Source organism: Paenibacillus sp. ALE2 (assembly GCF_054113385.1).
On record NZ_CM134213.1, the window covers coordinates 1,431,871 to 1,453,948 of the forward strand.

22 protein-coding genes and 1 riboswitch are annotated in these 22,078 nt (G+C 46.9%); of the genes, 11 read left to right on the forward strand and 11 right to left on the reverse strand.

The annotated features are described in order from the left end of the window. Positions 1-144 precede the first annotated feature (144 nt). On the forward strand, positions 145-1,896 hold the full coding sequence (locus ACXHJ1_RS06140) for an ABC transporter ATP-binding protein (protein WP_318300831.1): 1,752 nt from the start codon (positions 145-147) through the stop codon (positions 1,894-1,896). Next, on the forward strand, positions 1,893-3,632 hold the full coding sequence (locus ACXHJ1_RS06145; RefSeq protein ID WP_107735244.1) for an ABC transporter ATP-binding protein: 1,740 nt from the start codon (positions 1,893-1,895) through the stop codon (positions 3,630-3,632). Before ACXHJ1_RS06140 ends, ACXHJ1_RS06145 begins: the two co-directional genes overlap by 4 nt. Positions 3,633-3,751: 119 nt before the next feature. Here the strand turns inward: ACXHJ1_RS06145 and ACXHJ1_RS06150 are convergent, their stop codons facing one another. Further along, the gene (locus ACXHJ1_RS06150; protein WP_107735245.1) at positions 3,752-5,044 is read right to left on the reverse strand and encodes an MFS transporter; all 1,293 of its coding nucleotides are present in this window, start codon (positions 5,042-5,044) and stop codon (positions 3,752-3,754) included. Between the two features lie 264 nt (positions 5,045-5,308). Beyond that, the gene (speE, locus tag ACXHJ1_RS06155; RefSeq protein WP_017427232.1) at positions 5,309-6,136 is read right to left on the reverse strand and encodes a polyamine aminopropyltransferase; all 828 of its coding nucleotides are present in this window, start codon (positions 6,134-6,136) and stop codon (positions 5,309-5,311) included. A gap of 284 nt (positions 6,137-6,420) precedes the next feature. Here speE and ACXHJ1_RS06160 point away from each other — a divergent pair, with 284 nt between their 5' ends. After that, a complete protein-coding gene (locus tag ACXHJ1_RS06160; protein ID WP_025363674.1) occupies positions 6,421-8,478 on the forward strand; it encodes a transglycosylase domain-containing protein in 2,058 nt (685 codons plus the stop codon). Positions 8,479-8,626: 148 nt separating this feature from the next. On the opposite strand, the gene ACXHJ1_RS06165 is transcribed toward ACXHJ1_RS06160, so the two are convergent. Further along, positions 8,627-9,091 carry a transporter gene (locus ACXHJ1_RS06165; protein WP_162835286.1) on the reverse strand — a complete coding sequence of 155 codons (465 nt, stop codon included), beginning with the start codon at positions 9,089-9,091 and terminating at the stop codon, positions 8,627-8,629. Between the two features lie 135 nt (positions 9,092-9,226). Next, a complete protein-coding gene (locus ACXHJ1_RS06170) occupies positions 9,227-10,276 on the reverse strand; it encodes a hypothetical protein (protein ID WP_113050833.1) in 1,050 nt (349 codons plus the stop codon). Positions 10,277-10,398: 122 nt separating this feature from the next. Here ACXHJ1_RS06170 and ACXHJ1_RS06175 point away from each other — a divergent pair, with 122 nt between their 5' ends. Continuing rightward, on the forward strand, positions 10,399-10,791 hold the full coding sequence (locus ACXHJ1_RS06175) for a VOC family protein (protein WP_107735248.1): 393 nt from the start codon (positions 10,399-10,401) through the stop codon (positions 10,789-10,791). An 89-nt stretch (positions 10,792-10,880) separates the two neighbouring features. After that, positions 10,881-11,693: a pentapeptide repeat-containing protein gene (locus ACXHJ1_RS06180; protein WP_107735249.1), complete on the forward strand. Its 813-nt coding sequence runs from the start codon at positions 10,881-10,883 to the stop codon at positions 11,691-11,693. 102 nt (positions 11,694-11,795) lie between these two features. On the opposite strand, the gene ACXHJ1_RS06185 is transcribed toward ACXHJ1_RS06180, so the two are convergent. From ACXHJ1_RS06185 to ACXHJ1_RS06200, 4 genes are all read right to left on the reverse strand, one after another. Next, the gene (locus tag ACXHJ1_RS06185) at positions 11,796-12,026 is read right to left on the reverse strand and encodes a hypothetical protein (protein WP_254628630.1); all 231 of its coding nucleotides are present in this window, start codon (positions 12,024-12,026) and stop codon (positions 11,796-11,798) included. Positions 12,027-12,061: 35 nt separating this feature from the next. Beyond that, positions 12,062-12,412 (reverse strand): YunG family protein, encoded by a 351-nt coding sequence (locus tag ACXHJ1_RS06190; RefSeq protein WP_016818551.1) that lies wholly within the window; start codon positions 12,410-12,412, stop codon positions 12,062-12,064. Positions 12,413-12,577: 165 nt separating this feature from the next. After that, positions 12,578-13,084, reverse strand: a complete 507-nt coding sequence (locus tag ACXHJ1_RS06195; RefSeq protein WP_016818550.1) for a PTS sugar transporter subunit IIA — start codon at positions 13,082-13,084, stop codon at positions 12,578-12,580. Between the two features lie 348 nt (positions 13,085-13,432). Next, positions 13,433-13,939, reverse strand: a complete 507-nt coding sequence (locus ACXHJ1_RS06200; protein ID WP_016818549.1) for a YwhD family protein — start codon at positions 13,937-13,939, stop codon at positions 13,433-13,435. Between the two features lie 124 nt (positions 13,940-14,063). Between ACXHJ1_RS06200 and ACXHJ1_RS06205 the strand changes: the two genes are divergently transcribed. The 4 genes from ACXHJ1_RS06205 to ACXHJ1_RS06220 all read left to right on the forward strand — a co-directional run bounded on the left by ACXHJ1_RS06205 (position 14,064) and on the right by ACXHJ1_RS06220 (position 18,645). Next, the gene (locus tag ACXHJ1_RS06205; protein ID WP_107735250.1) at positions 14,064-16,076 is read left to right on the forward strand and encodes a M1 family metallopeptidase; all 2,013 of its coding nucleotides are present in this window, start codon (positions 14,064-14,066) and stop codon (positions 16,074-16,076) included. An 11-nt stretch (positions 16,077-16,087) separates the two neighbouring features. Beyond that, positions 16,088-16,915, forward strand: a complete 828-nt coding sequence (locus ACXHJ1_RS06210; RefSeq protein WP_017427227.1) for a hypothetical protein — start codon at positions 16,088-16,090, stop codon at positions 16,913-16,915. A 276-nt stretch (positions 16,916-17,191) separates the two neighbouring features. After that, positions 17,192-17,329: riboswitch (cyclic di-AMP (ydaO/yuaA leader) on the forward strand. A gap of 5 nt (positions 17,330-17,334) precedes the next feature. Then, positions 17,335-17,835 carry a C40 family peptidase gene (locus ACXHJ1_RS06215; protein ID WP_016818546.1) on the forward strand — a complete coding sequence of 167 codons (501 nt, stop codon included), beginning with the start codon at positions 17,335-17,337 and terminating at the stop codon, positions 17,833-17,835. 303 nt (positions 17,836-18,138) lie between these two features. Beyond that, positions 18,139-18,645, forward strand: coding sequence for a GNAT family N-acetyltransferase (locus ACXHJ1_RS06220; RefSeq protein ID WP_016818545.1), 507 nt, complete (start codon positions 18,139-18,141; stop codon positions 18,643-18,645). Positions 18,646-18,723: 78 nt separating this feature from the next. On the opposite strand, the gene ACXHJ1_RS06225 is transcribed toward ACXHJ1_RS06220, so the two are convergent. After that, positions 18,724-19,023 (reverse strand): 4a-hydroxytetrahydrobiopterin dehydratase, encoded by a 300-nt coding sequence (locus ACXHJ1_RS06225; protein ID WP_007428083.1) that lies wholly within the window; start codon positions 19,021-19,023, stop codon positions 18,724-18,726. A 118-nt stretch (positions 19,024-19,141) separates the two neighbouring features. Continuing rightward, entirely contained in the window at positions 19,142-19,435 is a 294-nt protein-coding gene (locus ACXHJ1_RS06230; protein WP_028542600.1) for a hypothetical protein, read from the reverse strand. 187 nt (positions 19,436-19,622) lie between these two features. On the opposite strand from ACXHJ1_RS06230, the gene motA reads away from it, so the two are divergent. After that, a complete protein-coding gene (motA, locus tag ACXHJ1_RS06235; protein ID WP_013368736.1) occupies positions 19,623-20,417 on the forward strand; it encodes a flagellar motor stator protein MotA in 795 nt (264 codons plus the stop codon). Continuing rightward, positions 20,410-21,237, forward strand: a complete 828-nt coding sequence (gene motB / locus ACXHJ1_RS06240) for a flagellar motor protein MotB (RefSeq protein ID WP_016818543.1) — start codon at positions 20,410-20,412, stop codon at positions 21,235-21,237. Before motA ends, motB begins: the two co-directional genes overlap by 8 nt. 136 nt (positions 21,238-21,373) lie before the next feature. On the opposite strand, the gene rluF is transcribed toward motB, so the two are convergent. Further along, positions 21,374-22,075 carry a 23S rRNA pseudouridine(2604) synthase RluF gene (rluF, locus tag ACXHJ1_RS06245; protein ID WP_457905801.1) on the reverse strand — a complete coding sequence of 234 codons (702 nt, stop codon included), beginning with the start codon at positions 22,073-22,075 and terminating at the stop codon, positions 21,374-21,376. Between the last annotated feature and the right edge of the window lie 3 nt (positions 22,076-22,078).

Sequence of the window (22,078 nt, forward strand, 5' to 3'; positions counted from 1 at the left end):
CCTCCGGTCCTGATATATGTAAAACCTATATCTCTAATATATATTAAATATTATTCATATGGTTGGGGATATGCCATAATCATATTCAGATATGCAATTACAATAGAAAACTTTATACAATATTCAGGTTAGGTGATGGTTGATTTGTTGAAATTTGCTGTTTTTTTGAAACCCTATAAAAAGGAAACGATTCTTGGGCCTCTGTTTAAACTAATTGAGGCTATTCTGGAATTGTTGCTGCCTACTATGGTGGCTTTAATGATTAATCATGGCGTTGGTAAGGGAGACACCCATTATGTTTGGCAAATGGGTCTTTTAATGTTGCTCATGACTATACTGGGCTTTGGCAGTTCTCTAGTGTGCCAGTTTTACGCAGCCCGTGCTTCCCAAGGATTCGGAACCACACTGCGCAATACGATGTTTAAGCATATTTCATCGTTTTCTTATGCAGATCTCGATAAATTTGGTACGCCCTCTCTCATCAACCGAATTACGAATGATGTCAATCAGCTGCAAACAGCTGTAGCGATGTTGATTCGTCTGGTTATTCGTGCTCCTTTTATTTGTATCGGGGCGATCATCATGTCCATGATACTGGACTTCCGCCTTGCTTTGGTGCTGTTGGCGGCTACACCCGTTTTGGCTTTGATTCTGTATGTAGTCATCACGAAGGCTTCTCCGCTGTACCAGCTATACCAGAAAAAGCTCGATAAAATCGCTCTGGTACTAAGCGAAAATCTCACAGGTGTAAGGGTTATCCGTGCATTTGCCAAAAGAGGAGCTGAACGAGTAAAGTTCAATACCGCCTCAGATGACCTGACCCAGACCGCTATTCGTGTCGGCCGTATTTCTGCTCTACTTAGCCCAGCCACCTTACTGGTGGTCAACGGAGCTATTATTGCCATTCTGTGGATCGGCGGTATTCATATCCAATATGGATCTCTTACACAAGGAGAGATTATTGCGTTTATTAATTACATTACGCAGATTTTACTGGCCCTGATTGTGGTGACGAATCTCATTATTCTGTTCACCAAGGCTGCCACTTCAGCAGCGAGAATTCAGGAGGTCCTAGACACGGAAGCTTCGATTTCCGATACTGCCAATTCTGCATCATTCGATCAGGGAAGAACGGGTAAAATCAGCCCAATACCAGCCATCTCTTTTGATCATGTCTCCTTTGGCTACAATAAGACAGGACAACTGGCACTTAGCGATGTAGTCGTAGACATCTATCCCGGTGAAACGGTTGGAATCATAGGAGGAACAGGCTCGGGAAAATCCACCTTCGTGAATCTGATTCCCCGCTTCTATGATGCAGTAGAAGGTTGTGTACGTGTCGATGGCATCGACGTACGGCATTACAAGCTGGAGCAATTGCGGCAGAAAATCGGGATTGTTCCACAAAAGGCACTGCTGTTCACAGGGTCTATAGCGGATAATATCCGTTGGGGACATGAACATGCCACCGATGAGGAAGTCGCCCGGGCCGCAGCTATCGCGCAAGCGGATGAATTTATTTCTAACTTACCGGAAAAATTCGACGCCCCGATCACGCGTGGTGGACTTAATCTGTCAGGCGGCCAAAAGCAGCGACTTACCATTGCCAGAGCTATTGTAGGCAATCCGGAAATACTGATTTTGGATGATTCCTCAAGCGCACTTGATTTTGCAACTGATGCCGCCCTTCGGAAATCGCTTCGGGAAAATAGCACCCGCATGACTGTCCTGCTGGTCTCACAACGAGTAAGCAGTGTACAGCATGCCGATAAAATCATTGTATTTGATGAAGGCCGGATTGTCGGGATCGGCACACATGATCAGTTGATGAGCAGCTCGGAGGTATATCAGGAAATTAATCGCTCCCAGCTCTCAACGCAGGAGGTAGACCAATGAGTGGCAAGGAAACCTGGAGAAGATTGTTAACCTATGTGGGACAATATAAATCAACAACGTTTTGGGTCATCGTCAGTGCGATTCTCAGCGTGCTCGCCAGTCTGGTCGGACCCTATATGATTGGTCGGGCTATCGACCATATGGTGAATAAGGGAACGGTAGACTTTAGAGCTATTGCACAGATTTTAGCTGGACTAGGCGTTGTATATGTTGTAGGCAGTCTATTTAGTTGGCTGCTCACATATTTGACGAACCGCATTGCTTTTCAGACTGTAAATGATATGCGACGGGAGTTATTCGATCATTTTAATATCCTTCCGTTAAGCTTTCATGACAATCATCCGCAAGGAGATAGCATTAGCCGTTTTGTGAACGATATGGATGCCGTCTCGGATGGCTTATTACAGGGCTTTTCCACCTTGATCACCGGATTGATTACTATTGTTGGTTCGATTGTACTCATGCTGTATATCAGTCCAGTGATGACGCTGGTGGTATTAGTGTCTGCCCCCATCACATATGGCGTTGCACGGTTCATTACTACAAGATCGCAACGTATGTTCCGCGAACAGGCCAAAATTTTAGGAAGTCTGAACGGTTATGTGGAAGAAATGATTGGCGGACAGCGGGTAGTTACTGCCTTTCATTATGAAAATCGCTCGCTTGAGGAATTTTCCGCCCGAAACGAGCAGTTGTATCAAGCGGGAGTTAAATCACAGTTTTACGGATCTTTGTCCAACCCTTCCACCCGATTGGTCAACAACATGACTTTTTCAGTCACCGCTATGATTGGTTGTATTTCGATCATTTTGGGTGGGATATCGGTAGGCGGTTTGTCGAGCTTTCTCATTTACACCAATTTGTTCGCCAAGCCCTTTAATGAAATTACAGGAGTGCTGACCCAGTTTCAGGCTGCTACGGCTTCTGCTCAGCGCATATTTGCTATTTTGGATTCGCCGCCGGAGCAACCGGAAAAATCGAACGCCGTACAGCTGGAGCGTAGCAAAGGCACGATTCTGTTTGATCATGTGAAATTTTCCTATAATCCGGAACGGACGCTCATCACGAACTTTAGTTTGGAGGTCAAGCCAGGCACCCGCGTAGCTATTGTCGGGCAGACTGGAGCAGGCAAAACCACACTCGTTAACCTGCTCATGCGCTTTTACGATGTGGACAGCGGTTCGATCTCCATCGATGGGGTGAATATCAACGATATGAGCCGGGACAGCCTGCGGACTAACTTTGGTATGGTGCTTCAGGATACATGGCTGTTCAGCGGAACGATTCGGGACAATATCGCTTACGGGAAGCCAGAGGCCACAGACGAAGAAGTTATCGCGGCTGCGACAGCTGCCAATGCGCATAGCTTTATCAAGCGCCTGCCTCATGGTTACGATACGGTCATCAGCGGGTCAGGCGACAGCCTATCGCAAGGGCAAAAGCAGCTGCTCACCATCGCGAGGGTGATTCTCGTCGATCCACCTATGCTCATTCTGGATGAAGCAACCAGCAGCATAGACACCCTTACAGAAGCCCGTATCCAAAAGGCTTTTATGAAAATGATCGATGGACGCACCAGCTTCGTCATCGCCCACAGGCTATCGACCATCCGCGAAGCGGATCTGATCTTATATATGAAAAACGGCGATGTCGTCGAAAGCGGTACCCATGAAGGACTACTAGCAAGCGGCGGCCATTACGCCTCGCTTTATAACAGCCAGTTCACTACGGCCTAACATCGCAGTTATGGTAACAGGACGTTACGTTCGTAAAAAACGTTCTCCTTAAAAGTCGGTTGCTCTTATGCAACCGACTTTTTTGTTGTGGCACAGAAAGGAGCTATTGCTTATGTAATTCATATCCCTGCTCCCGTAGCGGTCGGATGATCAATCGGTTCGTCTTCCTGAAAATCACGCCGATACCACCAGCCGATCAGAACAGCAATGGTAGTCATAGCCGCAGCCAGCAAATACACCTGCACCATGCCGAATCGGTCAGCATACCAGCCCATGAATAATAAAGCCAGGCCAAAAGCGAGATTGGTAATCACATCAATCCCTGCCATCACTTTGGGTAGTTGGGCTGCCGGTGCACTGCTTTGTAGCAAGGTGCGGCGAATAATGCCCGCCATTTGAACAGGTAAGCCTGATACAGCAAAAAGAACAAGCGCAGCCACGGGAATGGTATTTAGCGCAAATACAATGGTAATCAGTACATACACCAGCAAAGCTCCGAGCATGTACAAAAAGCTGTTCTTTTGCAATCGCTTAACCAAGCCAACAACAATTAACCCACCCAAAATCGTGCCGGAGAAAAAGGACGCATTCATAAAGCCCCACCAGCTCTCATCACGATGCAACACTTGGCTGACGTACGCCAAAATAAATACACCGAGCCAGGAGACTCCCCCAATACTGTCCACGCTATCGACGATCATCAGAGAACGAATACGGCGGTTGTGCCAAATGATTTTCCAGCCTTCCCCAAGCTCTTTCCAATGGGAGCCTTTTTCCTTTTCCTTTGCGGGTTCTTCCGCATTTGTTGGGGAATTCGAAGCTTCAAGACCTAGGTGCTTCTGATCCAGCGGATCACGAATGAAGGACGTGACAGTTACAGCCACGAGATAACAACAGGAGGCAATTGCAAGCGTATTCAGGGAACCCAGCCAAGCCACAATAATTCCGCTTAATGCCCAGCCTGCACACCTTACCACCTGATCACTGACCGCTACCATGCCGTTGGCACGCATCAGTCCTTCACCCGTAGCCAAACGGGGTACAAGCGCATTACGCGCAGGATTGGTCCAGCCATCTAGGAAAGACATACCGAACACCATTACAAAAATAAACAGAAACGACCTCTGCTCAGGTACGATCCACAAATAAAGCAGCAGCAGCGTAAAAATGACGAACTGCCCAAACTGGGAAAATAGAAGAACCTGCGTCAGCCGAAATCGACCGAGCACGATCGGTGCAACAAGCCCACTAAGCACTTGAGCTGACAACCGGAACAACGGGATTAAAATAGTCGTCATTAAGGAATTACTTGAACTGAATACCAACACCACCACACTCAACATGTAGATGATATCTGCTGCGTTGGAGATCGTCTGAGACCCCAACAGGTAATAAAAAGAGCGTCTGATCAAAAAAGTTTCCCCCTCTTTGGTACATCGCCAATTTATGTATTTCCATAACCAAACCTCCCCTGTCGATTACAAATCTGTTAAATGTCTGGTTTTTTGTATGTTCTACACGTACCCTTAAATTTCCTTCTTTTATCTTAAAAGGAAATTCAGTGTCCACTATATTCTCATCCCTACTACGTTCTGATTTAACACAAAAAAAGCGTCTATAGCGCTCTTTTCGCTCTATACTGGCGATAAAGATCACTACGACGCTTCTTAAAATGTTTACTTTGTTAAATCTTCCACAAATTTAGGCAGTACAAACGCTGCTTTGTGCAGACGCGGACTGTAATATCGAGTGTCCATCTCTGGAATTTGGTTCTCGTCCACTTCGAGCGGATCATATTTCTTGCTGCCCAATGTAAATGTCCATAGACCGCTTGGATAGGTTGGAATGTTTGCACCATACACACGCACAATCGGGAAAATCTCTTTTACATCTTTGTTGACCTTCTGAATCAGGTCAGCCTTGAACCAAGGATTATCCGTCTGCGCCACGAAAATGCCGTCTTCCTTCAGCGCCTCAAAAATACCTTGGTAAAACCCACGTTCGAACAGCGGCGCTGCCGGACCCACTGGCTCCGTCGAATCGACCATAATCACATCGTATTCATTTTTGTGTTCGATAATATGCATGTAACCGTCATTGACCAGCACTTCCACATTAGGCTCGTCCAACTTCCCGGCAATTTCAGGTAAATATTTTTTAGAATATTCAATGACTTTACCGTCGATCTCAACCAATACAGCCTTTTCCACTTCAGGATGCTTGATGACCTCACGGATAACGCCGCCATCGCCGCCACCCACAACCAAAACCTTTTTCGGATTCGGATGTGTATTTAAGGCCGGATGCGCTACCATTTCGTGATATACAAACTCATCCTTAACCGTTGTCATCACCATGCCGTCCAGAACAAGCATATTGCCGAATTCCTCCGTCTCGATCATTGCCAGATCCTGAAAATCTGTTTTCTCAGAGACGTAGGTTTGTTTGATTTTTGCTGTAATGCCGAAAGAGGGAGTCTGCTTCTCCGTAAACCACAAGTCCATCATTCCAACCTTCTTTCTGATCAAAGTATGTGTCCGGCAATCCGGTAGCATAAACATGGACTTTCCCTTATAACTGCAACACGCAAACGCCGAGTTTGCTATATTTATTGTACCAAACACACTTGAATTTCACACTTTTTGCATTATAAGCGATACCTGAATGGACTGCAAAAGCATTTTTAGGGCTTAATCTTGTTTAAAATAGATACGTATGCGCATCTGATGAATAGACGCTTTCGGATTGACTATACTGAGAACATCAACTATGGAAGGAGGTGGCCATGATGACCGATACTACCGGGCGATCCTCCAAGCGTAAACCGCTTTGGCTTCGATGCTTTCAAGGGCTAATGTCTCTCACGATTCTGACGGTCATCGCCGCCTGCATTCTGCTCGCTTATTTGTACACAACCAGTCTTCCACTCGCCGATACAGATCGGAATTCACGTCTGCTCGATAGTCAGGGGCAAGTCATTGCTACCTTCTCTGCCGGAGGCAAGGAATCTATTCCTGTCCAGCTTGATCATATTTCGCCCGATTTAATAGCAGCTACACTGGCTGTGGAAGACCGGAAGTTTTACGATCATTTTGGCTTTGATTTCAAAGGCCTGGGCCGGGCAGTAATCGTTAATTTGACCCGCTGGGATATGTCACAGGGGGCCAGCACGCTGACTCAGCAGCTTGCGCGCAATCTGTACTTATCTCACGAGAAAACCTGGACGCGCAAGGCCAAAGAGGCCATCTATACTGCACAGCTGGAAATGAAGTATTCCAAGGATGAGCTGCTGCAAATGTATTTGAATGAAATTTACTATGGTCATGGGGCCTATGGCATTGAGGCGGCCTCGCAGATGTATTTCGGTAAATCTGCAAAGGATCTGGACTTGGCCGAAAGCGCCCTATTGGCAGGTATTCCGAAAGGACCGACCTACTATTCACCCTATAATCATATGAAAAACGCAAAGGATCGGCAGAAAATTGTACTGGACTCTATGGCACTCATCGGTAAAATTACACCAGCTGAAGCCAGCAAGGCCTATGAGGAAATACTGCCCTTGCGGCCCGAGAGCCAGCGTCGGACAGTGGAAGCCGCTCCCTGGTTTCGCGATTACGTTCGCCAACTAGCGACTCATCAACTTGGGATTAGCGAAGCGGTGCTTGAGCATGGCGGGCTAAGCATTTATACGACGCTGGACATGCACATGCAACAGGCAGCCGAGGCGGCTGTCAATGAGGGCATGAAGAACAGCAACGGACTGGAAACTGCATTAATCTCTATGGACCCGCGTAACGGACATGTCAAGGCTATGGTCGGCGGAACGAACTATGTAGGGAATCAATATAACCATGCGCTAGCCACAACCCGGCAGCCAGGCTCCTCTTTCAAGCCGATCATGTATCTCAGCGCGCTCGATTCCGGTGAATTGACAAGTACGTCTAAGTTCGAAAGCCGACCAACGTTGTTCCACTACGACAACAACCGTAAAACTTATAAGCCCAAGAATTTTGGAGACAAATATTGGGGCGAAATAGATCTGCGGCGCGCCATTGCGGCGTCTGATAATATTTATGCCGTAAGCACCATTTTGCAGGTGGGAGCGGATAAGGTCATGGACCTCGCCAGCAAAATGGGCATTACGAGCGAGCTCAAGCCCGTGCCTTCGCTGGCATTGGGCGTGTCCCCCGTCAGCCCGTTCGAGATGGCCTCAGCCTTCTCGGTCATCAGCAGCGGCGGGCAAAAGGTGGCTCCGGTAGCGGTGCTGCGCATCACCGATGCGGCCGGACGATCGCTGTACGAAGCACCGCAGGCCGCACCTGTGCAGATCGTGAAGCCCGCCTCCGCCTATGTCCTCACACGCCTCATGGAAGGCGTGTTTGAAGAAGGCGGCACCGGCAACCGGGTCGCGAAGCTGATCAAACGCCCGGTTGCCGGCAAGAGCGGCACGACCAACACGGACGCATGGATGGTCGGCTTCACCCCCGAGCTATCCACCGCTGTTTGGGTTGGATATGACAAAGGCAAGGCCATCAGCACGCAGGATGCCCGGCGGGCGGCACCGATTTTCGCACAATATACAGAAAAAGCGCTGGAGAATGTGCCGCCCAAAATCTTTCCGATCCCTGACGGCGTAGTCAGCGCCTATATTGATCCGGCCAGCGGCAAGCTGGCTGCGCCGGACAGTCCCGACAAGCGGCTGGAGGTATTCATTAGCGGTACCGAGCCAAAAGAGACCCTATCGGGGCAGAATAACCCACAGGCATCGGCACCTGCTGACCAAGCGGAACGGCAGGCCGAAAAAAAATCCTGGTGGGGCAATTTTAAGCGATGGTGGATGGAGTAATAGCAAAAAAAGACTGGAAAACGCCATGATGCGCTCTCCCAGTCTTTTTTATCTTTACTTTACTTATTTCATTCGCCCATTATAGCTCTCTTGCCAGTGCCATCAGCCATTCCCCAGTTAAGCCCCGCTCTTCCCTAAAGCTGCGCTATTACCAAAAACAACTAAACGACTCAATACGGTTGGTGTCTACACCATAGTAAAACCAGAAACGTCCACTCCACCGAAAACCCGCTACCGATGTTCTCCCTACAAAGACAGGGTACATCCAGAAACGCTCTCCGTTTGTCAGCCATACAAACGTATTGCGGAACAAACAACCGAAAATGGCTCCAGGGTCAACCGCAAATGTTGAAACTAGCGGCTTTGGTGGCGTAAATGGTGGTGGTGGGGAAGTTGGTGCTTGAGCTTGTTGCCCACCTTGCGGACCGAACGGCCCTTGCGGCGGCGGTGAGAAAGGCTGTGGCGAAAAGGGGCCTGGCCCTGGTGGCGGACCTACCGGAGACGGAAACGAATCCTGTATATCAGGAAATTGTGGAATCGAAGGACCTGACGGTGTGAATGGACCCGGAGTACCCGGTTGCGTTCCGAAAGGAACTTGTGGCAGTAAAGACATGTGTTTCACTCCTTGTGTTCTAGGCTGATGTATCCTATGCGGGACATCAGCCCGTGGACTGGGCGAATCCCTATATCGCCGCCAAACTCCGTCATTTCGTCCTTTTATACCAAAATTTCTTATATCTCATCCCGATTAACTCCCCGTCTGGACATGCTCCAGCTCAATTTCATGCACCATTTTGATCTCGACTCGTTTCCTAATCTCATCATACTGTTCCAGCAACCGGTGCTCATACCCCAAATGTTCGTTCATCCAACCTATCATAGAGTCATCCTTATGCTCCGTCGACCAGCTAAACAAATCGCTATAGATTTGAGCAAATGATTCCTCGTTACAGCGAGCGAACCGGATTGGCCGAGCTCTATAGCTGAGCTTTAGTTCCAACATTTCATATAACACATCCAAGCGGTACTCCAATGCCTGTACACCTGCTTTGAATACATCGTAGCTTTTTATATCCTGAATAAGCTCTCTAAAGGTCAACCCTACATGCTGCATAGCAATATAAGACCACACACAACTTCCCGTAGCCGTTCCATGAGCCTCCCAAAGCGGATTCCACAAAATAGATCGGATCGTATCCTTCTGCTTTTCTCCAAACAATGCAATTCCAGCAATAATTCCCGCATTACAGTCTACGGAAGCATGCCGCTCTCCCCAATGCACCAATCGCGGAACCATATCCTCTGTAGTACATTTAAAGCTCAGTAGAGGTAAGAATTCATTAAACAGATTTTGATTTACTGCTTTTTCCAATTCAGTTGCCAATCGTTCACGAAACGATTCGCATGGAAGATGTACGAGCCCCAAACAAGCATCCACGGATGCTGCCCCATAGGGCCCGTTCAACCATGCGACGAGATCAGCCGCAGCTTCCACATAACCCAAATAACCTAACACATGCAGCACACCATCAGGTATATGTTCCTGGGATGTCTGATTTCGAACGTAACGCTCGTACATATCCTGCGCCAGAGCAACATCTCCGCATCTCATGATCGGCCCAAGTAACAAACCCCTAACATAGTGATCAGGATCTTCTACAAAAAGCCAATATAACTCCCAAGCATCCTCCGCGGTTCCGTATTGGGCAACTACATCCGTATAGGCCGAAATAATGCTGGCGTCCAGTTTCCTGCCTGAACCCACCATCTCAATAAGCTTTGCTGTCGCATCTATCATCTGGTTTCCCCTTCCCAGTTATGCCTATCTTTCTTTATGAAGTACTTTCCTAATCATGAATATTTCTATTACAAAAGATAAAAAATGTTATCATCTATAATCCACTCAAGGGAGCTGATCTGATGCAGGATTCTAGTCCAAAAATCACAACGTTTTTCATGTTCCCCGGTCAAGCAGAGGAAGCTATGCAATATTATACCTCTGTATTTAAGCCGTCTGGTATCATGAGCATTTTTCATCAGGAAGATGGGACCGTGTTACATGCCGTATTCAACCTCAAAGGGCAAACCTTTATGGCCATAGACTATAACCATCAGGACAAACACTCTTTTACTCCAGCTCTGTCGCTATTCGTCACTTGTGATTCGGAAGAAGAAATTCATCGTATGTTTGGTCAGCTATCTCAGGAAGGCCGAGTTTTAATGCCCCTTGAAGCCTCGCCCGTAAGCCAACAGTTTGGCTGGGTCGAAGATAAATACGGTGTTTCATGGCAATTGAATTTAGCAAAAGGATAATCGACCTATTTTACTTAGCAATACACCATCCTGCATCTTTTTTTGGTACTATTACATGTAGTAGGTGCTAATAAAAGGATGTGTATTTATTGTATACTGCCGATTGTGAAAAATGTTTTGGTTTATGCTGTGTCGCCTTGCCTTATGCCAAATCTGCTGATTTTGCCTTTAACAAGGATGGAGGAACTCCCTGTCAACACCTAAATGCGGATTATCGCTGTGACATTCATAAGAACCTAAGGAATAAAGGCTTGCGAGGCTGTACAGTATATGATTGCTTTGGGGCAGGTCAAAGAATTTCCCAAGTTACATACAACGGAAAAAGCTGGCGAGACGACCCGGCAATAGCTGATGAAATGTTCAATCTATTTCCCATCATGCAGCAGCTTTATGAAATGCTCTATTACCTAAATGAAGCCCGTAGCTTGCAAGAAACTCACTCCATCTATACCGAGTTACAGGAAGCAATGGTGAAAACCGAGCAGCTTACGGATCAAGATCCAAAATCCCTCATAGATCTTCATGTACCCACCCATAGGGCGCTAGTCAATGATTTACTTGTACAAACAAGTGAGTTAGTGCGAGAAAAATGTAAGAAAAACATGGAGAACCATAAACTGAGTAAAAAAATCAAAAGTAGAGACCTGATCGGTGCCAATTTAAGAGGCGCTAATCTGAGAGGTGCCAACCTGAGAGGCGTTCTACTGATTGCTGCTGACCTGCGAGAAGCTGATTTGAGCATGACTGACCTCATCGGGGCAGACTTTAGAGATGCTGATTTAAGTGGGGCTAATCTGGAGGGAAGTATCTTTCTTACCCAAGCGCAATTAAATTCGGCTAAAGGCAATTGCAAAACCAGACTGCCCTCGTCTCTAAGCGTTCCCAGCCATTGGCTGCATTAGTTTTATTCGTGAGCAACAATACTTACCTAAACGAAAAAGAAGTAGACCGCCCTCGACAAGGTACCGATCTACTTCTGATATTTTAATGTTCACCCCGTAACTTCACTCATCCGGTGCATATTGCTCTGTGGTGCTTTCCTGATAAAAACAGACTTGATCCTTGCATCCATAACGAATAGTAGATCCAGTATCCTCATAATAGCCCATATCTTCGAAATTCGCTGGCTTTGTGGCTTCAATAAGATTTAGCAAATCCTGCGCGACTTCTGCTATAGAGTCTTTCTCAGTATCTCCCCCTATAGCTGGACCACCCGGCCCCTCGTATGCAGTCAATATCCAGCTTTGGCCCTCCGAATTTGTTGCTTTAATTATGTACCCATATACGATTCCCCTAGTCTCCGGCTTAAAGCTGCATACTGCTCTGCGTTGGTGTCTGAAAATGCTTCTTCCCGGTTGGATTGTACATGCTGATACTGTGGAAGGCTTGAAAATTGTGACTCCGTAAAATCTATAATATCCTCACCGATTCGGTTGTAATAATGCCAGCCGCTGTCCAGCCATGTCTTCAAAATATCACCACCAAGCCTGTCCTGAACGACAAGCGCTGTGACACCACATTGTCCGGCGGCAGGATTCTTGGCTGTCCATTTTGAGCTAGACTCCAAAGACCAAGCCTGAAACAACGCCTTTTCTAATTTTAAAATACGGTTTGCATTCAATATACATTTCCCCTTTCAAAACCATTCTACATTATCCTAAACTGGACTTACTTATTAAAAGAAAAGACCAACCAAGATCTCCTGGTTAGTCTTCTTCTACATATTTTACCTTTACATTCAAAGAATTTTTTCTATGAGCATGATAGTAGGAAACAAAAATGCTAACTATGCTTTCAAGTGAACTCTTAATACAGGTACATCTGGAGAAGCAGATGGATTATCCAGTATTTCGACATGGCTGATCATATCTTGCCCGTCTGGAACGATTACTGGAGTGATTACAGGTAATCCACCCTGTTGAATTGCATCCAGATCAAATTCCATCAATAATTGCCCTGCTTTAATGCTATCTCCTACTTGGACTTTAGGATTAAATCCTTGTCCTTTGAGGGAAACGGTATTAATTCCGACATGTATCAAAACTTGTACTCCGGATTCATGCTCAATAATGAGAGCGTGTTTGCTTTTCTCCATAACATGAGCAACTTTTCCCGCGAAAGGAGCGGTGACCCTACCCTCAGACGGATGAATAGCGATGCCATCCCCCATAGCTTTTGTCGAGAATGCAGGATCTGGAACCTCTTCCAGGGAAACCACTTTTCCTTTAACCGGCGCTACCATGTCGAATTGTTCAATACGGGGAGCCGCCTTCTTTTTCAACCATTTAAACATAACGATGCCACCTTATTTAGAGATTACATTCATAAACAGCGATAGGAAAAAACTTCACCTTTTTAGGAACCGGTTCCACGAATTAAATAAAAACCGGATTGAAACCGATTTCTATTTGAATTATAGTGAATGCCTTTCCATGATGTCAAGGCGATGATGTTCATTACTTACATGAAAAGGAAGTAGACTACTATTTTATTGTCCGGTACATATTTTATGAGGTCAGAAAACTAACAATTGAAGGCATCATAGAGCTTATATAGAGATTCCAATTCGGTTCTTCTTATAGGAAAAAGCAGCCTACAGTGGCTGCTTTTCTACAATACTGTTACTTCGTTAACGCTAGGCTTACCCTTCCAGCGCCTGCTTCAATTCCTCAGGCGAAGCGTCCCACCATTCCTGATTATGCGAAATCAGCAGGCTTCTGAGCGCTGCTTTATCTTCGCTGCCGAGATCATCCAGCATAAAACGGCGCTTGAGTGCATAATCCATACGATTAACATGATCGGCAAGAATTTTCCAGCCGCGTTTGGCTTCGTCGTCAATCAGCATCTCGCAGGCCGTCGCGCCACCATACATACGTCCTTCGGGCGTACGGTCCACAGCTACCCATACCAGCCATACCTGGCGTCCGTTCGGTACGTCCTCTTTATTCGTAGAGAACTTGATTCCACGTTCTACTTTACTTTTGGCATGCATGGCACCGACATCAATTTTCGCCTCTCCGCGGTCAATGATGACCGGGGACATGCTGTTCAGGTCGATTGAGCCTGCGCCGAAGCCCTTATGTTTACTCTTGCCACTGACAATATTCAGTGCAATCTGCTTTTTGCCGTCCGGTTGATTTTCACTCATGCGTCACTAGACCTCCAATTTCCGTCTTCACACTCATTCTACACTATAAATATTTTAACTAATAATCTCCCGAAAGCAAACATATACATGCTGTAGATGCTTGTCAACGGGAGGTATCCATTGTATGACCCCAGCACGCACCAAAATCGTTTTATTGTCCACACTAGCCCTCGGACTCCTCGCAGGGACGTTATGGTTTGCCTGGCAACCCCAATCGCAATCCGTCTCTCAGTCCGCAGGCAAACCACTATACGGCTCCGAGTCTGAGTCTGCGCTTGCGCCAAATATGGGCAAGCCTCTAGGGGCCAACATCATGCCCGATCTGCCCAAGAACCCTCCACAGCCCGCTTCAGAAATTCTCAGCAAACGGGTGGTGGAATATCACATTGATGTATCTCTGGAAAAAGGACGGGTTTTGCGAGGCACTGAGACACTGACCTGGAAGCATCCGGGTAAGAAAACTGTGAATGATCTGTATCTTCATCTATACCCGAATGCCTTCTCTTCCATGGAAACCACCTTTATGAAAGAATCCGGCGGAAAGCTGCGCGGAGACACCATGCCTAAGGACGGCTTTGGCTCCATGACGCTGACCGAACTAAAAACAGAAGACGGTTTATCTCTCATGCACCGCACTCAATATGTACAACCAGATGACGGTAACGCAAGCGACCGTTCTCTCATAAAGGTGCGTCTACCCAAGCCGGTACGAGGTGGCGAAGAAATCACACTATATATGAAGTTTGAAGTCAAACTGCCTGGCATTTTTGCTCGTATGGGTGCGACAGATGATTTTGTAATGGCTGGACAGTGGTTTCCAAAGCTCAGCGTCTATGAGACTGCAGGACAACGTGGACGCGCCGAAGAGGGCTGGAACCTCCATCAGTACCATGGCAACTCCGAGTTCTATGCCGACTTTGGAATTTACAGTATACGGATTCGGGTGCCTGAAACACACATCGTAGCAGCGACCGGTTTTCCCACCCGTGGTGCAGTACGACAGAACGGCCAGAAAATATATCAATTTTATGCCGATGATGTACACGATTTTGCCTGGTCTGCTTCACCCAACTTCGTAGCCGTAGAAGAACCCTTCTCTTCTACTGAGGTTCCTGGTGTCAAAATCAAGCTCTATCTGGACCCGTCCCATAAGGAACTCAAAGGACGTTACATGAGCGCAGCCAAGGCTGCCCTTTCGTACTACAGCAAATGGTACGGGCCTTATCCATATTCCACTCTATCCATCGTCGTTCCACCCAAAACAGGCAGTGGAGCCGGCGGCATGGAATATCCGACACTCATCACGGCCGCAGCTGCGGACCAACTGAATCCTGGCTATAATCTGGAACGGACGCTGGTTCATGAAATTGGGCATCAATATTTCTACGGAATGGTAGCCAACAATGAATTTGAGGAGCCTTGGCTGGATGAAGGCTTCACCTCCTATGCAGAGGAACGGCTCATGGAACAAGAATATGGGCTTACCCCCAACTTGCCATTACAATCGGGACAGGTAGCTTCCCCACAGCCGCTAAACCGTGAGTCCTGGAAGTATGGATCGGCAGCTGAATATGCACAAAATGCCTACTCTCGAGGTAAATTAGTACTACGAGGTATTGAGCGTCAGGTGGGTATGAAAAAAATGGACCGGATTATGCGGACCTATGTCCAGACTTATCGATTCAAGCATCCGACCTCACAGGATTTTCAACATGTCGTGGAGAGAGTGACCGGACGATCATGGAGCCACTATTTTGAACAATATGTATATGACGGCCAGATGGCGGACTTTTCAGTCGATCGCATCATGAACCACAAGCTGGAGAATGGATACGAAGCAGTCGTGACGCTCAGCAAAAAAGGAGCAGATTATCCCAAAATCCCTGTTCAATTTACCTTCAAGGATGGCACAACGATATTCAAGGCATGGGATGGTGCGGGCAAAAGTACAACTTTCCGACTCAAAAGCGCTTCCCCCTTGTCCTATGTGACTGTAGATCCTCTATACACTATTGCACTGGAGAACAAGCATATTAATAATAGCCTGAAGGCTGAATTGGATGAAAAACAACAAACCCGTTGGAGTGTAAGTGTAACCAAGCTGTTGGAGACACTGCTTGGAAGTCTGTCATGGTGAGGTGTCTATAGATGCGGACTGTTATAAAAGAAGGCTGGGCGCTGGTACGCATACGCTTTTATATCGTGATCATTTTATTTCTGTATCGTTTGCTGTGGGGAGTATTTCTCTATAGGCTGGTACAGTCTGCCGTTATCCCGCTGCTGCTACGTTATCCTGATCAGAGCCAAAACGAACTGGGAAAGACCTTGTTTTGGATGGAGGGCCAGATCGCCTTGATGGACAGCCGGGAAGTACATGTGTACTTGTGGATATTACTAGGGGCGACCGTATTGCGCATACTAATCACTCCCTTCATTAGAGCTGGCATATATCAAAGCCTGCATACCGATGCGTCTGAACCGCAAAGCCTGTCCTTCTTCAAGGGGATGAAACGCCACGGTATGTCATCGCTATTGTATTACATCATCGAGTTGGGTTTGCTGCTGCTTCCCGCCTTTTGGGTGGTACCGAGACTCTATCCTATTGTAGTAGGAACGTTGCAATCTTCCTCTTACCTGCTACATTTGTTGCCCTATGCCATGGGGTGGATAGCTTACGGTTGGGTCATTCGGCAGTGCATCCTGTATATGCAGCTGGGCACTGTCAGTGGTCACACCATACTATCCTCCCTGCTCGCCTTCTTTCGCCAGCTTCTTCCGGCTGTTGGTGTATCCCTGTTGCTCGGTACTTGTGTGTTGCTAGTTTTCGGTCTATTTGGCACCGTGGCGATGATTTGGACGGGTATGTTGGCACTGATTCTCCAACAATCGTATCATTTTGTTACCAGTCTGGTCAGGCTGTGGCATATCAGTTCACAGTATCGGCTATGGCACATCGATATCTCCAGCAGAGGCTAACCCCTCACAATATCCTCTCTTCTGTATTTTCAGCTGTCGAAAAAACTTTTTTCTTTCCCGTGCAAACGGCACATAACTGAATACTGTTAACAGAATCTGTTCCTGGAGCGTTAGGAACAGATTTTTTTTGTAACTTTTTGCGATGAAACATTTGCCAAAGCCTGCTGTCTTTGTTACAATAATCGCAGTGAACTGATAGTAACAACTTTGTAATCTTTATTGTAACCTTTATCTTAAAAACATCGTTGTCGTGAATACTGCTCTCCAAGGTGCACATCTTAAGTTAAGCCTAATTCCTGGCACCTAGGAAGCGGGGGAACCAGTTTGGGTGAATTGATCTCGCAACAGAGTGGTCATAGGGGAACCTTCTACCGAATCCTTAAGCTAACCTCGCAGGCATTGGAAGGGGTATATTTTTTTTGAAGAAGAAGCTAACGATCGCAGCCATGGGTCTCGCCATTGCCTTTACATCTTTTACATTCGGTGGCAGCAGTGCATTTGCAGACTCTAAGATGGACCAGGTCATCCAAGATGCCAAAGGAACGAACTACAGAAGCGGAGGCACTACACTCGAGGGATTCGATTGCTCCGGCTTCACAATGTATGTATTCAACAAACTGGGAATTAAACTGCCGCATCAATCTGGATCACAATTCAAAATGGGTTCTTCTGTATCCCGCGATGAAATGAGACCAGGCGACCTGGTGTTCTTCAACACCACAGGAAGAGGCGTTTCCCATGTAGGTATCTTCGTAGGTGAAGGTAAATTCGCCCACTCCTCGACTTCACGTGGTGTAGTAGTTAGCTCACTGAACGAAAATTATTACGCTAACCGTTATGTCGGTGCAAAAAGAATTATGAGCACAGACGCTTACCATTCTGTAGCTTCAGATATTCCTGATGACGACAACGTAGAATAACTACCGCACAGCAAGCTAACCCTAGCCGCAATTTGATTCTGGCCGGAATCGAATTGCGGTTTTTTATGTCCACTACATCAGCAATGATTATCATTACTGACGAACTGACACCTCAAAAGGTTTCAATTTTAGCGAACATCGTCGGTTTTACCGTCACCGCTGGGGGAGCATATGAGCAGTAAATCCTTCTTATTGAATGTATACCCGACTTAGGTACGAAATAAACACGCTTGCCATTCTCCTACAACTTGTCTACAATCTGTGGTTAATGATTGAAGTACCTGCATAAGGAGGAATGGAAAAGTGCCGGCCTCAATATCCAACTACCGGATCGTACCGATGGACGAGCATCAAGCGGCTGAAATCTGTGAGTGGCGCTATGATCCCCCCTACAACATATACGGCTGGCTTCCCTGGGAACAAATGAAGGCGCTTGAAGTCGAATTTGGAAGTCCCACGCTTCGCCAAGAGCAATATGTTGCGGTCCTGGACGAAGAGAATGAGCTGACGGGATTTGCTCAATATTTCCCTATGGTCGGTGTGACCCGGCTGGGTCTTGGAATGCATCCCGAAAGATGCGGACATGGCACAGGCTCCGACTTTGTCCGGGCCATTGCCGAGGAAGCCAGACGGCGGCATCCGCAGAATGAAATTGACCTAGAGGTTCTCACTTGGAATCAGCGGGCTATCCGAGCCTACAAGGCAGCTGGATTTGAGCTAACGGATACCTATGAACGCCAGACTCCAGATGGCAGAAAGCCGTTCCATTGTATGGTATATCGTCCTGAACAACAGAATCGGGTTCTATAAATAAGAGCGCCTTCACTATACAACCGCGATGTTGTATAACGAAGGCGCTCTTCATATATACGACAGATCATTACAAACTCAATGACTGCTGCGCATTTTTTCGAAAGCTTCATTATATTGTTGGGCTTCCTTAATATCTACGGCCATAATACCGCCATCGTCCCAGGAGGTCAAACGCAGAGTCACGGTCTTGTAATCAATCGTAATAAATGGATGATGATTAAATGCCTCAGATATAGCGGCAACTTCATCCACGAAGGCAATTCCTTTCATAAAACTGGAAAAATTATATTTCCGAACGATCCAACGTCCTTCCTCCAGTTCCCAGCCCTCCAGCTTCTCCAGATGTGCTTCAATCTCTTCTTGTGTAAAAGGCATGTTACGAACTCCTCCCCGTTTATACGGAAGCCTTTTAGCCGCTTAAATACGGCCAAAACTACGATATATTGGTGTACATATTACCACGGCCCCGTTGATAAATCCATAAAGACGGCCATCAAATCAATGGGACCGACGTCAGCTCCTCGTCCCCGATGAGTACATAGATCCGGTGTTGCTCCGGCTCATAAATCACAACACCGCTGCCTACAGTGATTATGGGCTCTGTACCCAGCGCATAAAATAAGTCTTCTGCCAAAGCTTCATTGACTTCCTGGCGCCCTGCTGGGTCCAGCCTGTCCCAATCTTCTGCTTCCATTTCAAAAAATTCATAGCTATCCGGAATACGTCCCACAGCCTCTGTCAAATCGTTCAAAATTTGTTCATACTCTCGCCCATGCTTTACTCCCATGCTATTTCCTCCAGTGGTTCAGCGATTCAATACATAATCACTTTATTATACCGGAAATTCGCCCTTAACAAAAAAGAGAGTTTTGTCGATAAATACTATAATCCGTCTCATAATGACGCGCTTGGGGCAAGGACGACCCATGCGGCATGAAAGGATTCAAAATCTATTCTCATGGATGAGGTGTATCATGCAAATTACAACCATTATTGGACTTGTGCTCGGGCTTTTGTCACTGGTCGTCGGGATGATCCTGAAGGGCGCGCCAGTCGTCAATCTGGTCAATAATCCCGCTGCTTACATGATTATTTTCGTCGGAACAGCAGCAAGTATATTCATGGCGTTTCCGATGGATGACATGAAACGGGTGCCAAAGCTGTTTAAAATTATTTTCACCCAGCAGAAATTGCTGGATCGCAAGGAGCTTATCGGTACATTTACCGAATGGGCATCCATTACCCGTCGTGAAGGTCTGCTCGCGCTGGAATCCAAGGTCGAAGAGATCGACGATCCCTTTATGCGCGGCGGTATGCGTATGATTATCGATGGTAATGATCAGGAGTTCGTACGCGATGTTCTGATGGAAGACATTAACGCTACCGAAGATAGACACCGCGCAGGCGCACTAATTTTTTCCCAAGCCGGTATGTACGCTCCAACACTCGGGGTACTCGGTGCGGTTGTAGGTCTGATTGCCGCTCTAGCCGACCTTAGTGACATGGAAAAACTGTCCCATGCCATTGCGGCCGCCTTTATTGCAACGTTGCTCGGTATTTTTACAGGTTATGTCCTATGGCATCCAATGTCCAACAAGCTGAAACGGCTATCCAAAAAAGAAGTGGAACTTAAGTTAATGATGGTCGAAGGTCTGCTTTCGATTCAATCCGGTATCTCGACGATTGCCATCAGCCAAAAGCTAGCAATCTTCCTAACTCCAACCGAACGGGCTTCGATGACCCAGAAGGATGGCGATTCCAGTGAGTAAAAAGAGACATGAACCGCATGAAGAGCATGCTGACGAAAGCTGGCTGTTGCCATATTCCGACTTAATGACCCTTCTGTTGGCTCTTTTCATTGTCTTATTCGGTATGAGCTCGCTCGATGCCAAAAAATTTGAAACTATGGCTCAATCCTTGAGTTCAGCTTTTAGTGGCGGTACTGGCGTGCTGGATCACTCGGCCGCGAATCCGTCGTCACAATCCATGGATATGGGCAAAAATAAAGAAGAGGTATCGCAACCTTTAAAATCGAAAGCCACTTCTACCTCTGATCTGCAGAAGCAACTCGCCCAGCGGGAAGAAGAAGATTTAAAGAAGCTTAAAAAACAAATGGATCAGTATATTCAAAATAACGGCCTGTCCACTCTACTGAACACCAAGCTGAACCAATCCCAGCTGATGATCACCATTAGTGATAATGCCCTGTTTTCATCCGGGCAGGCCGAAGTAAAGCCAGAAGCGAGAAAGCTAGCCAAATCCATTTCAAGCATGCTCCAGCAGTTTCCTGGTTATGATGTTATCGTATCCGGTCATACCGACAATGTACCTATTTCCAATAGTCAGTTCCCGTCCAACTTTGATTTGAGTGCCAAGCGCTCGCTCAATTTCTTGCGTATTTTGCTGCTCAATCCGCAGCTCGATCCTACCAAGTTTGTATCCATCGGATATGGCGAGTATCGACCATTGGCAAGCAATCAGACTGGAGAAGGACGCGCCAAAAACCGTCGTGTCGAAATTTCCGTTCTTCGCAAATATCAGAACGGTACACAAGTTATTAGTCCCACCTCAAGCTCGAATGAAGGTTGATCATGAATATGTTATATGAACAAAGGCACCGCCGCATTTTTTATGCAGCTGGTGCCTTTTGATTTAGTGATTCCTGTTGTCTAGCCCTGCCATATAGGAGAACCCAGCGCTGAAGGCTATAAGAAGGCCTCTGGCCTTAGTTAAGCGTATAATCAAGCATCTGGCCCAGTTCCAGCTTTTCAGCCTCTGTTAAATCGCGCCAGGCGCCTTTCTGAAGGGACGCCAATCGAATATTCATGATTCGCAGGCGCTGCAGTTTTTTAACTTCATAACCGAAGGCAGCACACATACGTCGGATCTGACGATTTTTCCCTTCTGTCAGAATAATACGGAATACATACTCAGATACACGTGTTACCTCACAGGGCAGCGTCCGATGACCGAGTATCTTCACACCGCTGGACATCCCCTGCACAAAGGATGGCGTGACCGGACGATCCACTGTTACGATATATTCTTTCTCATGCTTGCCTTCTGCCCGTAAAATCTTATTCACAATGTCCCCATCATTGGTCAATAAAATGAGACCTTCCGAATCCTTATCCAAGCGTCCAATTGGAAATATCCGTTGCGGGTGCCCCACAAAATCGACAATATTGCCTCTAATGTGACTCTCTGTCGTGCTAGTAATGCCGACTGGCTTGTTCAATGCAATATAGACGTGATCGGACTTATCGCGCAGTGGCCTGCCGTTCACACGGACATCATCGCCTTCTTCCGCTTGACTGCCCAGCACGGCCACTTCGCCGTTAATCGTCACGCGGCCGCTCTCTACCAGCTTGTCCGCCTCCCGGCGCGAGCAAAAGCCAGTTTCGCTGATAAATTTGTTAATGCGCAACCT

Bases quoted from the DNA above. Each gene is read 5' to 3' on its own strand.
- ACXHJ1_RS06230 (WP_028542600.1), bottom strand. From the start codon at position 19,435: ATGGGAGTAAAGCATGGGCGAGAGTATGAACAAATTTTGAACGATTTG.
- ACXHJ1_RS06160 (WP_025363674.1), top strand. From the start codon at position 6,421: ATGACCGATACTACCGGGCGATCCTCCAAGCGTAAACCGCTTTGGCTT.
- ACXHJ1_RS06200 (WP_016818549.1), bottom strand. From the start codon at position 13,939: ATGAGTGAAAATCAACCGGACGGCAAAAAGCAGATTGCACTGAATATT.
- ACXHJ1_RS06195 (WP_016818550.1), bottom strand. From the start codon at position 13,084: ATGTTTAAATGGTTGAAAAAGAAGGCGGCTCCCCGTATTGAACAATTC.
- ACXHJ1_RS06225 (WP_007428083.1), bottom strand. From the start codon at position 19,023: ATGCCTTTTACACAAGAAGAGATTGAAGCACATCTGGAGAAGCTGGAG.
- ACXHJ1_RS06210 (WP_017427227.1), top strand. From the start codon at position 16,088: ATGCGGACTGTTATAAAAGAAGGCTGGGCGCTGGTACGCATACGCTTT.
- ACXHJ1_RS06165 (WP_162835286.1), bottom strand. From the start codon at position 9,091: ATGTCTTTACTGCCACAAGTTCCTTTCGGAACGCAACCGGGTACTCCG.
- ACXHJ1_RS06205 (WP_107735250.1), top strand. From the start codon at position 14,064: ATGACCCCAGCACGCACCAAAATCGTTTTATTGTCCACACTAGCCCTC.
- ACXHJ1_RS06175 (WP_107735248.1), top strand. From the start codon at position 10,399: ATGCAGGATTCTAGTCCAAAAATCACAACGTTTTTCATGTTCCCCGGT.
- ACXHJ1_RS06145 (WP_107735244.1), top strand. From the start codon at position 1,893: ATGAGTGGCAAGGAAACCTGGAGAAGATTGTTAACCTATGTGGGACAA.
- ACXHJ1_RS06170 (WP_113050833.1), bottom strand. From the start codon at position 10,276: ATGATAGATGCGACAGCAAAGCTTATTGAGATGGTGGGTTCAGGCAGG.
- motA (WP_013368736.1), top strand. From the start codon at position 19,623: ATGCAAATTACAACCATTATTGGACTTGTGCTCGGGCTTTTGTCACTG.
- speE (WP_017427232.1), bottom strand. From the start codon at position 6,136: ATGGACTTGTGGTTTACGGAGAAGCAGACTCCCTCTTTCGGCATTACA.